General features: G+C 64.2%; 10 protein-coding genes and 3 pseudogenes. 7 read left to right on the forward strand and 6 right to left on the reverse strand.

From position 1 onward, the window contains the following. A pseudogene (locus EOA24_RS44105) lies at positions 1–109 on the forward strand (alpha/beta hydrolase); the annotation flags it as partial. On the opposite strand, the gene EOA24_RS13325 reads toward EOA24_RS44105, so the two are convergent. Beyond that, positions 110–412, reverse strand: coding sequence for a BolA family protein (locus tag EOA24_RS13325; protein ID WP_126080996.1), 303 nt, complete (start codon positions 410–412; stop codon positions 110–112). 136 nt (positions 413–548) lie between these two features. On the opposite strand from EOA24_RS13325, the gene EOA24_RS13330 reads away from it, so the two are divergent. The 4 genes and pseudogenes from EOA24_RS13330 (at position 549) to EOA24_RS13345 (ending at position 5,249) form a co-directional block, all read left to right on the forward strand. Continuing rightward, positions 549–1,172 carry a J domain-containing protein gene (locus EOA24_RS13330; RefSeq protein ID WP_042643766.1) on the forward strand — a complete coding sequence of 208 codons (624 nt, stop codon included), beginning with the start codon at positions 549–551 and terminating at the stop codon, positions 1,170–1,172. A gap of 123 nt (positions 1,173–1,295) precedes the next feature. Further along, entirely contained in the window at positions 1,296–2,282 is a 987-nt protein-coding gene (gene cobS, locus EOA24_RS13335; protein WP_126064171.1) for a cobaltochelatase subunit CobS, read from the forward strand. Positions 2,283–2,338: 56 nt separating this feature from the next. After that, complete coding sequence (gene cobT, locus EOA24_RS13340; RefSeq protein WP_126080997.1) at positions 2,339–4,237, forward strand: cobaltochelatase subunit CobT; 1,899 nt, start codon at positions 2,339–2,341, stop codon at positions 4,235–4,237. After that, positions 4,234–5,249, forward strand: a pseudogene (locus EOA24_RS13345) (esterase-like activity of phytase family protein). Before cobT ends, EOA24_RS13345 begins: the two are co-directional and overlap by 4 nt. A 22-nt stretch (positions 5,250–5,271) precedes the next feature. Here EOA24_RS13345 and EOA24_RS13350 read toward each other — a convergent pair. The 5 genes from EOA24_RS13350 to rpmB all read right to left on the reverse strand — a co-directional run bounded on the left by EOA24_RS13350 (position 5,272) and on the right by rpmB (position 9,987). Further along, positions 5,272–6,081 carry a hypothetical protein gene (locus EOA24_RS13350; RefSeq protein WP_126080998.1) on the reverse strand — a complete coding sequence of 270 codons (810 nt, stop codon included), beginning with the start codon at positions 6,079–6,081 and terminating at the stop codon, positions 5,272–5,274. Positions 6,082–6,299: 218 nt separating this feature from the next. Then, positions 6,300–8,075 (reverse strand): GtrA family protein, encoded by a 1,776-nt coding sequence (locus tag EOA24_RS13355; protein ID WP_127256711.1) that lies wholly within the window; start codon positions 8,073–8,075, stop codon positions 6,300–6,302. A gap of 88 nt (positions 8,076–8,163) precedes the next feature. After that, positions 8,164–8,838, reverse strand: coding sequence for a hypothetical protein (locus EOA24_RS13360; protein WP_126081000.1), 675 nt, complete (start codon positions 8,836–8,838; stop codon positions 8,164–8,166). A gap of 58 nt (positions 8,839–8,896) precedes the next feature. Next, complete coding sequence (locus EOA24_RS13365) at positions 8,897–9,583, reverse strand: queuosine precursor transporter (RefSeq protein WP_126081001.1); 687 nt, start codon at positions 9,581–9,583, stop codon at positions 8,897–8,899. Positions 9,584–9,690: 107 nt separating this feature from the next. Beyond that, positions 9,691–9,987: a 50S ribosomal protein L28 gene (gene rpmB / locus EOA24_RS13370; protein ID WP_040989302.1), complete on the reverse strand. Its 297-nt coding sequence runs from the start codon at positions 9,985–9,987 to the stop codon at positions 9,691–9,693. A 257-nt stretch (positions 9,988–10,244) separates the two neighbouring features. Between rpmB and EOA24_RS44110 the strand changes: the two are divergent. After that, a pseudogene (locus tag EOA24_RS44110) lies at positions 10,245–11,037 on the forward strand (DUF3108 domain-containing protein). An 87-nt stretch (positions 11,038–11,124) separates the two neighbouring features. Continuing rightward, the coding region (locus EOA24_RS13380) for an EamA family transporter (RefSeq protein ID WP_127409854.1) at positions 11,125–11,953 on the forward strand (829 nt) is incomplete at its 3' end.

An 11,953-nucleotide genomic window follows, 5' to 3' on the forward strand; every position in this document is an offset into this window, starting at 1 on the left:
GTTCGACGGCAGCGCCTATACGCATATGTCGATCAATGGCGATTTCGGCGAGGATGGCGACGCCTTGACCGCGGCGGTGCTGGCCTTCCTGAAGGCGACGGTGGCCTGATTACCAGCGCGTCTTCTCGCCGGGTGCGGCCGGCTCGATCGCCAGCGCGTGCACGCCTGCCTTCAGTTCGTCGGCAAGCAGTTGGTTGACGGCGCGGTGGCGGTCGATGCGGCTCATGCCGGCAAAACTCGGCGAGACAATGCGGACGCGGAAATGTGTCTCGCCGGTGCCGTCGAACGTCCCGTGATGGCCGGACTCGACATGGTGATGGCCTGCATGAAGGTGGCTTTCATTGATGACGGCGAGCCGTTCGGGCGAAAATGCCGCTTTCAGCTTGTCTTCCATCTTGGCCTGTATGGACATCAGGGCTTCCCTTCACCACATATGCGGCACAGCCGCAAAATCTTGTATTTCGACCGCTTTTAAGCCGCGATTCAGCGGTTAGGGCGATCATCGGCGAAATGTCAATTCTTGTTTCGCACATGCGAACAGCCCATAAATGGGTGAGATGAAAGCGTATCCCAAATATTTCGAGAAAATCCGGATCCGGCCGGAAAAGGACGCGGAGCTGAAGTCGCGCGCGCCGGTCTGCCAGTGGGACGGCTGCAACGAGGCCGGCACGCACCGGGCGCCGGTCGGGCGGCTCAAGGAGGGCGAGTATTTCCGCTTCTGCTTCGATCATGTGCGCGAATACAACAAGGGCTTCAACTACTTCTCCGGCGTGTCGGACAGCGAGATCGCCCGCTTCCAGAAAGAGGCGCTGACCGGTCACAGGCCGACCTGGCGCATGGGCGCCAATGGCGGCGGGACGCGCTCGGCGCCGGATTTCGCGCAGCAGCGCTCGGGACGCGCCGGCTACTACAACCGCATGCGCGACCCGTTCAACCTGTTCGGCTCAGGCGCGCGCGAGCCGCGCGAACGCAAGGCAAAACCGCTTGAGGCCAAGGCGCTGGAAACGCTTGGCCTTGATACAAAGGCGACTGGTCAGGACATCAAGGCGCGTTATAAGGAACTGGTTAAGCGCCACCATCCGGATGCGAATGGCGGAGACAGAGGTTCGGAAGACCGGTTCCGCGATGTGCTGCAGGCCTATCGCGTGCTCAAGCAGGCAGGATTGTGCTGAGCGGCCCTACGGTCCCAAGTCTTTTCCAACTTTCATAACGTTGGAAAAGGCTCTAAGACCGCCCCCGGACAAAATCGATTGCCGGCGAAACGCGGCGTTTCGCCCGTGGAGACGTTGATAGAGATGAACAAGGTCGATCGCGACATCGCCAACCTGCCCGACACGACGGTGTCGGTGAAGGAGAAATTCGGTTTCGAGTCCAAGATGGTCGTTCCCGCCTATTCGGCGGCGACAGAGCATGTCCCGGACATCGACCCGGACTATCTGTTCGACAAGGCGACGACATTGGCGATCCTCGCCGGCTTTGCTTACAACCGCCGCGTGATGGTGTCGGGCTATCACGGCACCGGCAAGTCGACGCATATCGAGCAGGTGGCGGCGCGGCTCAACTGGCCCTGCGTGCGCGTCAACCTCGACAGCCATGTCAGCCGTATCGACCTCGTCGGCAAGGACGCCATCGTGGTCAAGGAAGGCCTGCAGGTCACCGAGTTCCGCGACGGCATCCTGCCCTGGGCCTATCAGCACAATGTCGCGCTCTGCTTCGACGAGTATGACGCCGGGCGACCGGACGTGATGTTCGTTATCCAGCGCGTGCTGGAATCGTCGGGGCGGCTCACTCTGCTCGACCAGAGCCGCGTCATCCGCCCACATCCGGCTTTCCGGCTGTTCGCCACCGCCAACACGGTCGGTCTCGGCGACACCACCGGCCTCTATCACGGCACGCAGCAGATCAACCAGGCGCAGATGGACCGCTGGTCGATCGTCACCACGCTCAACTACCTGCCGCACGACAATGAGGTGAACATCGTGCTGGCCAAGGCCAAGCACTACCGCGACAACAAGGGCAGGGACATCGTCAACAAGATGGTGCGCGTCGCCGACATGACGCGCTCGGCCTTCATCAATGGCGACCTGTCGACCGTGATGAGCCCGCGCACCGTCATCACCTGGGCCGAGAACGCCGAGATCTTCGGCGATATCGGCATGGCGTTCCGGCTGACCTTCCTCAACAAATGCGACGAGCTGGAGCGTTCGGTGGTGGCCGAGTTCTACCAGCGCGCCTTCGGCGAGGACCTGCCGGAGAGCGCTGCCAACGTGGTGCTGGGCTAGGCGCGCAGCTGAAAGGCCTCCGGCCGTTCAGCACGAAAACGCGCAGGGAATGATCAATGGCGGGTCCGGGCGACAACACGCGCAACAAGCCGAAGAACGGGTCTGAAGCGGACAGCTTCAAGCGCGCCGTGACGGTCTGCATGCGCGCCGTCGCCGGCGACAAGGATCTCGAGGTCGGCTTCGCCAAGGACCGGCCGGCGCTGGCCGGCAACCGAGCCCGGCTGCCCGAGCTGCCGAAGAAGGCCTCCCGCAACGACATCGCGATCACCCGCGGCATCGGCGATTCCATGGCGCTGAAGCGCGCCTGCCACGATCAGCGCATCCACAACAAGCTGGCGCCGGAAGGCAAGCTGGCGCGGTCCATCTTCGACGCCGTCGAGCAGGCGCGCGTCGAGGCGATCGGCAGCCGCGCCATGCAGGGCGTGGCCGACAATATCGGCTCGATGCTCGAGGACAAATACGCCAAGGCCAACCTCGTCGACGTCAGGGACAAGGCCGACGCGCCGCTGGAGGAAGCGATCGCGCTGATCGTGCGCGAAAAACTCACCGGCCGCGCGATCCCGAAGAGCGCCGAGCGGCTCGTCGATCTCTGGCGCCCCTGGGTCGAGGAAAAGGCGGGCGGCGACCTCGACGGCCTGTCGGCCAAGCTGGAGGACCAGCAGGCCTTTGCCCGCGTCGTGCGCGACATGCTGGTTTCCATGGAGATGGCCGAGGAACTCGGCGACGACCAGGTAACCGACGACTCCGAGGAAAACGAAGAGAACGAGCAGCAGGGAGACGAACAGAGCGAGGAAGGCGGCGAGGAGGATTCAGGCTCCGAGCAGTCGCAGTCGGAAGAGGCCGAAGCTTCAGCCGACGAGGAAGAGTCGGCCGAGACGGAAGCGACCGACGCCACATCGGACGACCTCTCGGACGAGGACGATTCCGACGCTGAGACGCCCGGCGAGGCCAAGCGCAACGACAACCCGTTCCTCAACCTGCCGAAGGAGATCGACTACAAGGTCTTCACCACCGCCTTCGACGAGACGGTGGGGGCCGAGGACCTTTGCGAGGAAGAGGAGCTCGACCGGCTGCGCGCCTTCCTTGACAAGCAGCTTGCCAACCTGTCCGGCGTTGTCGGGCGGTTGGCCAACCGGCTGCAGCGCCGGCTGATGGCGCAGCAGAACCGCTCCTGGGATTTCGATCTTGAGGAAGGCTATCTCGATCCGGCGCGCCTCGTGCGTGTCGTCATCGATCCGATGCAGCCGCTGTCCTTCAAGCAGGAGCGCGACACCAAGTTCCGTGACACGGTGGTGTCGCTGGTGCTCGACAATTCGGGTTCGATGCGCGGCCGGCCGATCACCGTCGCGGCGACCTGCGCCGACATCCTGGCGCGCACGCTGGAGCGCTGCGGCGTCTCGGTCGAGATCCTCGGCTTCACCACCCGCGCTTGGAAGGGCGGGCAAGCGCGCGAGAAATGGCTGAAGGACGGCAAGCCGCCGAATCCCGGCCGGCTTAACGACCTGCGCCACATCATCTACAAGTCCGCCGATCATCCATGGCGGCGCGCCCGGCGCAATCTCGGGCTGATGATGCGTGAGGGCCTGCTCAAGGAAAACATCGACGGCGAGGCGCTGCTTTGGGCGCATAACCGGCTGATCGGCCGGCCCGAGCAGCGCAAGATCCTGATGATGATCTCGGACGGCGCGCCGGTCGACGATTCCACCCTCTCGGTCAATCCGGGCAATTATCTGGAGCGGCATCTGCGGGCGGTCATCGAGCTGATCGAGACGCGTTCGCCGGTCGAGCTTTTGGCCATCGGCATCGGCCACGACGTCACGCGCTACTACCGCCGCGCCGTCACCATCGTCGACGCCGAGGAACTGGCCGGGGCCATGACCGAGCAGCTCGCCTCGCTGTTCGGCGAGGAAAGCGCGCGCGACACGCGCCGCGGCGGGTTGCGGCGCGCCGGATGATGTTTTCGGGGCGGCGTGCGCGGCGGACGCTCTTCGCCTGCGTGCTGATCTGCGCCTCGCCGGCCATTGCCGCCCAGAGAGCTCCCGTCGAGACCGTCGAGATTTCAGCGCGGCCGATCACCCAGTTCCAAATCGGCCATGACGAGACGCGGTTCGGGCCGTTCGAATTCGTCGGCGGGCTGGAGATGACCTCGCCGGCGCGCGATTTCGGCGCGCTGTCGGCGCTTCGTTTCTTGAAGCCGGGCAGCGACTTCATCGGGGTCGCCGACACCGGCTTCTGGTTCTTCGGCACGATCGCGCATGACGCCGGCAAGCGACCCTCGGGTGTCAAGAATTTCCGCATGCAGCAGATGGTCGACGCTTCGGGGCGGCCGATCGACCGGAAATGGAAGGTCGACGCGGAAGGGCTCGCGGTGAAGGACGGCATCGCAACCGTCGGCTTCGAGCGCGACCAGCGCGTCGCCCAGTTCAAGATCGACCCCGACAATATGAAAGCGCCGATCCGGCAGCTCGACTATCTGGTTCCCGCCCACGAGTTGCGCCAGAACCGCGGCTTCGAGACCGTCGCCCATGCCAACCCTTACGGTCAGCATGCGGGCGGGCTGGTCGTGGTTCGGAGAGGAGCCTCGACAAGGCGGGCAACGTCTACGCCGCCATTATCGAAGGGCCGCACAAAGGCGTCTTCACCATCAAGCGCAATGGCGATTTCGACATAACCGACGGAGCCTTCCTGCCGGACGGCGACCTGCTGCTTCTGGAACGCAGTTTCTCGATCGCGCGCGGGGTGAAGATGCGGCTGCGGCGCATCTATGGCGAGAGCGTCGAGAAGGGCGCGGTCGCCGACGGGCCAGTGCTGATGGAGGCCGATCTGGGCTACCAGATCGACAATATGGAAGGGCTCGACGTCTGGACCCGCGACGATGGCGCGCTGATGGTGTCGCTGGTATCCGACGACAACCATTCGATCCTGCAGCGCAACCTCTATTTGGAATTCATCCTGCATCAGGACTGAACAAGACACGAGCGCTGGGAGATTACCGGCCGACGTGGCGGACTTCGTTCATCGCGAAATTGGCGGCGCGCTTGCTCCGGTTGCGGATCTTGAGTGTCGCTGTGTTGTCGACGAAATAGGTGTGAAGGATGCTGTCGCGGGTGCGGACTTCCGGCCCGACAGTGTCGACCGCGTGCCAGGTGTCGGTGCCGACCGCAAAGGCGTAGCCCGTGTTCGGCGAAAACGACATCCGGTGCGAATTCTCGAAACGCCCGTCCGGCATGCGCTCGGCGAAGCGGGTGCCGATATGGTTGATCGAGTCGTCCTCCGGCAAATAGAACTGGACCGTGATGCCCTTCCATTTCGTGTCGGTGTGGAAGCCAATCTTGTAGCCCGCCACGTCTCGCGTCAGCATCGGCACCGGATACATGCCGACCTTCATGAAATCCGAGCCGAACCGGCGCTCCAGGCCCGGGGCAAGGCGGCGCATGAAGGCATCCTTCAGTTCCGGCGCGTGCAATGCCTTGCCGACCAAGGCCCAGACGGCCCGTTTCTCAGCTGGCAGATGGCGGATATATTCGGGATAAAGGTCGATCTTGATCCGCGTCGCGGTGCCGTCGGCCTTGATGTTCACATTGTGGCGGCCCTTGAGCGCGCGATATTCGCGCGCCTCCGGCATGGCTGCGCGCATGCGCTGGTAGAGGTCCGCCGGAAAGATATCCGTCATCTCAAGATGCCAGAACGGCTTTTCCACGAAGGTGGCGCGGTTCACCGCCTCCACCATGTGGGAGACAACATGCTGCAGCGTTTGTCTGGCTGATGCTGGCGCCGCCGCGCCGTCTATGACCGACATGGATAACCTTCCCCAATCCGAAGAACCCCGAACCCAAATTTCTTGAATAGATATATCGCCGACCGTGCGGAATGCTAACCAAAGCACAGGCTGGATTGCAATGATCCACGGACTGACTTCAATCGCGGCTTCCAATCACGAGGTGATGTTGCATCGGCGCAAAGCAAGGGCGTTGCGAGGCACCCGGCGACGGTGCTGATTTGGCCGCAAGCCGATATTCAACGGACCTTGTAGATCTCGATCGGCTTGCCCGCGGTCGACTGGTCCAGTTCAAGCCATGCCGGCAGGTCGCCCCGCAGCAATGCCGCGGCAAGGCCCTTGGGCGCGTCCAAGCCCAGCGATATCTCTTCCGTGTTGCCTCGACAGATCGCGACCAATGCCACCTGCTCGCGCTGGATGACGGCGCGGGCTGCTTCCGGCGTTCCCATGAAAGCATCGAGCATGGCGAGATTGCCGGCGACATTGCGGTGGTAAGGGCCAGCCAGCGCCCGGTGTTCGGTGAACATCAATATCCCCGAGCCGAGATTGGACGAAGCAAGCACCGTCGTCGCCGGCATGACGGCCAGATCGAGGAAGTCGGCCGGCTTGCCGCAGGTCAAGGCATGGTCGGGATCGGAATTCACCCGCTGCGGTGCCTTCTGGACCACGGATTGCGCCGCCACCGCTACCCCGGCCCAGGTCGCATTGAGCGAGACCAGCCACGCCATGACGATGGCGGTGGAGATCCGCCAAGAGGGCGCGGCGCTGGCCCTGAGGCGGATTTGCGTGATCCAGGCCGAGAGCGGCAGCACGGCGAAGGCGACGGAAAAGGTCGAGCCGCGCACCTGCCAGAGGCTGACGCCGAAGGCGACGACAAGCAGGATGGCGGCAAGCATCTCCTCGCGGCGCAGGCGACGGCTTCGCAGCTGAAAGCCGATCAGAAGGATCGCGATGAAGGGCGTCACATAGCGCGCCGCCATCAGCTTGGGCTGGTGGATGGCGACGCTCCAGAAGGGCTGCGCTTCGACCACGTCGGCCAGCCAAAAGGTGCGGATGCGCTCGTCCATGCCCGCATAGGGCGATGCCAGGCATTGCGGGAAGGCCGCTATCACAGTCACCGCGACCACCGCGGCCAGCGCCAGCATCGAAACGAACCGTGCCCGAACCGTCGATGCGGTCAATGTCGAGGCGATCGCGAGGCCAAATCCGGAAAGCGCCGCTACGGCGAACTGGAAGGATGAGAAGGCGTCGCATTGGGCGACGCGCCAGTCGGAAGGCCGGATGGTCGCCACGAAGACCAGCAAGGCGACACCGGCAAATCCAAGGCCGAAGCCTCGCGCGGTGGCGTGCTCCTTATCGTCGAGGATGAACAGGACCGCAGCGCAGATGCCGAGCGTCGCCACATAGGGAGCGGTTTCCATGCCGACAGCGAGCGTCAGGCCGGCGCAAATGCCCGACAGCAGGGCGGCAGGCCGCCAGAAGGGCGCTTCCATCAGAAGCCAAAGGCTGGCCGCCGTCAGCAGCAGCTGGACATTGTGGTGATCGATCACGCCGGGGCTGTAGACCATCAGGAAGAAAAGCGCGGCCGTCGACAGGATGAGCGATGGCATCGCGACGTCGGCGCCGGCGAAGCGCCGCGAGGCGCGCATGAGCACGAATATGGTCAGTCCGTAGAGCGTGGTCGGCCAGATGATCCGCGCTGCCCGTTCGGCGGTGGCGGCGCCGGCGCCCAGCGCGTCGAAGACCATGACAAGCAATGCGAGCGGCGCGTCCACCAGCCGGGACCAGTGCATGACGAAACCGCCTGCCGTGCCCATCCTGTATTGATGGAGATCGAACCAGCCCTGCCCGGCGAGCAGGTCGCGGACCTCGACCAGCCGCAGCATGCTGTCATTGTCCGCGCCATTATTCGCAAGGGTTGGGAAGCCGGAAACCGCGTTGACGGTCAACACCACCAGCGTGGCGCATGCCGCAAGCAGGAGATGATTTTTCCAACCGGTGCCTTGCACGGTCATGGTGGTTGCGAAGCCTTGGAGAATTTTCGCGATCCTGCACGATCGGCCGTAACAAAGCGTAAATCCGCCGCAGCTGTGACGGAAAGCGTCAGGGCCGGTTGGTCGCAACCCAGATAACATGGCGGGCGCCGCGCTTGCCGTGGGCGCGCGTGTTGACCTCTTCGACCGCGAAGCCTGCCTGCTTCAGCCGCCAGGTGAAGCCGCCGTCCGGTCCCTGCGACCAGACCGCCAGCACGCCGCCTGGCTTCAAGGCGGCGCTAGCGGCAGCCAGCCCGGCCGCGTCATAGAGCGAGTCATTGCCCTTGTAGACGATGCCCTCGGGACCATTGTCGACGTCGAGCAGGATGGCGTCCCAAGCGGCTTTCCGCACCCTTATCAGCTGACCGACATCAGCCTCGCGAATGCTGACTCGAGGATCCTCGAGGCAGCCGCCGAAGATCGTCGACATCGGCCCACGCGCCCAGCCAACGACCGCGGGGACAAGCTCGGCGACAGTGACGGCGGCATCGCCATCGAGCGCGGCGAGAGCGGCGCGCAAGGTGAAGCCCATGCCGAGCCCGCCGATGAGGATCTCCGGCCGCTTGCGGCCGGCGATCCGCTCGCAGGAAAGCCTGGCGAGCGCCTCCTCGGAGCCGCTGAGGCGGCTGTTCATCAGCTCGTTGGTGCCGAGCATGATCGAGAATTCAGTGCCGCGCTGCTTCAGGCGCAGTTCCTGGCCGCCATCGGGCGTGCGGGCGGAATCAAGCTGAACCCAGGGGATCACGGCCTGTCTTTTGGCTTGAGCATGATCTTTTCCAAAAACCGAGTCCCACTTTTTGGGATCATGCTCCGACGGCGACCGCCGGCTGGCTCCAGCGCGCGGCGAGCAGCCGGTAGGGGATCAGCGCCACGACGGCGATGATGAGCTTGACCGAAAGGTCGCCAAGCGCCCAGGAGACCCAGCGCATCGTCTCGACCGGCAGCATGCCCATTAGCGGCGCGGCCTCCAGCGCGAAACTGTCATTGGGGCCGGCAAAGGCGAAGGCGGCGGAAAAGGCGACGCCGAAGAAGACGAGCGTGTCGAACACCGAGCCGACCAGCGTGCCGACGATCGGCGCGCGCCACCAGCTCTGCCGGCGCAGCTGGTTGAAGACGGTGACGTCGAGCAATTGCGCGGTGAGGAAGGCGGCGCCGGAAGCGGCCGCGATGCGCACCAACCGATCGGCGGCGGTCTCGAACTCGATCAGGCCATGACGGAACAGGAAGGGCGGGACCAGGATCGAGCAGGTCACCGCAGTCATGAAACCCACGAACACCACCTTGCGCGCCACGGCCGGGCCGTAGCGGCGGTTGGCTAGGTCGGTGACCAGGAAGGAGAAGGGATAGGTGAAGGCGCCCCAGGTCAGCAGGTCTGCCAGCGACAGGCCGCCGACCTGGCCCTGCATCGGGAACTGCACGAGGATATTCGACGCCACGACGACAAGCGCCATGGCGGCCACGAAGGGCAGGTATCGCGTCAGGAAATTCATTTTTTTATCCTGGGTAATGGAACCAGCCGAGCGTCAAGGCGACGCTCGCTCATATCCGAGCACCGGTCTGGCCGGTGCCCGAGGCGGTCGTCGTGCCCGAAAGCTACTTAAGCGGCGGACTGCTCGGCAAGCTTCTTGGCGATCTGCTTCTTCAGCAGACGAGCGCGCTGCGACAATTCCTTGACGTCCGCCTTCACCAGGAAGGCGTCGAGGCCACCGCGATGCTCGACCGAACGCAGCGCGTTGGCCGAAATGCGCAGCCGAACGTTCTGGTTCAGCGCTTCGGAAATCAGCGTCACATTGACCAGGTTCGGCAGGAAGCGACGCTTGGTCTTGTTGTTGGCGTGGCTCACATTGTTGCCGGTCTGGACTGCCTTGGCAGTGAGTTCGCAGGTGCGGGACATTTGTCTAACCTTCAGTTTCTAAACCTGCCAAACCATTCTGCCCGCGCCAGGCGGCGCGCGGTCTCAGTCAGGCGGCCTTTGGAAAAGTTGGCGTTCCATAGTGGCATTTCGCCATTGCGTCAAGCTCCGGCACGTCGCCTGCCGTCGGGCGCGCTCCATATAAAGGCCGGATTTCATACTATAAGCCGTTCGCGAAGGGACACGCCAGGCTGGAGCCGTTGCGTTCTGGCCGAACCGCCAGGGATTCGCCAGCCGCCATGCTCCGTCCATCTCATGCATTCGCCACCCTTCTTGCCCTTGCCGTGCCGGCAACAAGCTTCGCCGCCCCCTCGCCACAGTCCTTCAAGGGCGAATATACGGTGTCCTACCTCGGCCTTTCGATCGCCAGGGCCACCTTTTCCAGCCGCTATGTGGGCGATACCTACGCCATCAACGGCACTGTCTCCGCCGCCGGGCTCGGCAGGCTGTTCGACGACACGAAAGGCACGATTTCGTCGAAAGGCATCATTTCCGACAAGCGGATGACGCCGCAGGTGTTCAGGGCCGATTATACGTCCGGTAAGAAGTCCTCCATGGTCGACATCCGCTTCAGCAACGGGGCGGTCTCCTCCACGCAAGTCGTTCCCGCTCCAGGCAAGCGCGATCCGAAGAGCTGGGTGCCGATCGGCGACGGAGACCTGAAATCGGTGCTCGATCCGATGGCCGCGACCGTCATCCATGCCCGACAGCCTGGACAAGGTCTGCGGACGCACGGTCAAGTTCTATGATGGCGAGATGCGCGCCGACCTGACACTGACCTATGCCTCCAGGGGCTCGATCGCGGTGCCGGGCTACAAGGGCGACACGGTGACCTGCAAGATGGGATTCGAGCCGGTGGCGGGCTATCGCAAGGGACGCAAGGCACTGAACTACCTCAAGAACAAGAGCCGCATGCTGGTGACGTTTGCACCGGTCGGTCAATCCGGCGTATATGCCCCGATCCGCGCCACGGTCGGGACCCAGATCGGTCCGCTGACCATCAGCGCCGGACGGTTCGAAGCGGTAAATTAACTCAGTTTTACGCAATTCCGGACGGAAAACCGCAAGGCACTTTTCCTGGAATTGCTAGAGGCGCCGCCGCGCGCCGGCGGGGGAGATATGGGGCGCGCAACATTGATCGGGTTTTCGGCGGTCGCCATGTGGGCGCTGTTGGCGCTGCTCACCGACGCCTCGGGGCAGGTGCCGCCATTCCTGCTGTCGGCCATCACCTTCGCCATCGGCACCTGCGTCGGGCTGGCGGCCCGGCTAGTGATGCCGGCGCCCGACCGCAGTGAGAAGATCCCGCCACAGGTCTGGGTGATCGGCATAGCTGGCCTGTTCGGCTACCATTTCTTCTACTTCACGGCGCTGCGCAACGCGCCGGCGGTCGAGGCGAGCCTGATCGCCTATCTGTGGCCGCTGCTGATCGTGCTGGGTTCCGCGCTGATGCCGGGCGAGCGGCTGGCCTGGAACCATGTCGTCGGCGCGCTGCTCGGCCTTGCCGGTACCTTCCTGATCGTCACCAAGGGCGGCGGGCTGGCCTTCGATGCGCGCTATGCCTTCGGCTACGCGATGGCCGCCGTCTGCGCGCTGCTGTGGTCGTCCTATTCGCTTCTGTCGCGGCGCTTCCCATCGGTGCCGACCTCCATCGTCACCTGGTTCTGTTTGGCGACGTCGGTGCTGTCGCTGGTCTGCCATTTTCTGCTTGAGGAGACCGTGCTGCCCGACGGCCCCGGACAGTGGCTGGCCGTCATCGGGCTCGGCCTGATGCCGGTTGGCGCGGCCTTCTATGCCTGGGACATCGGCGTCAAGCGCGGCAACATACAGGTCCTGGGCGCCGCGAGCTATGCCGCGCCGCTGTTGTCGACGCTGGTGCTGATCGCCGCCGGCGTCGCCGAGCCGTCGCTGCGCATCCTCGCGGCCTGCCTGCTCATCACCGGGGGTGCTG

The sequence above is a fragment of the Mesorhizobium sp. M2A.F.Ca.ET.039.01.1.1 genome (assembly GCF_003998035.1).
Lineage (GTDB): Bacteria > Pseudomonadota > Alphaproteobacteria > Rhizobiales > Rhizobiaceae > Mesorhizobium.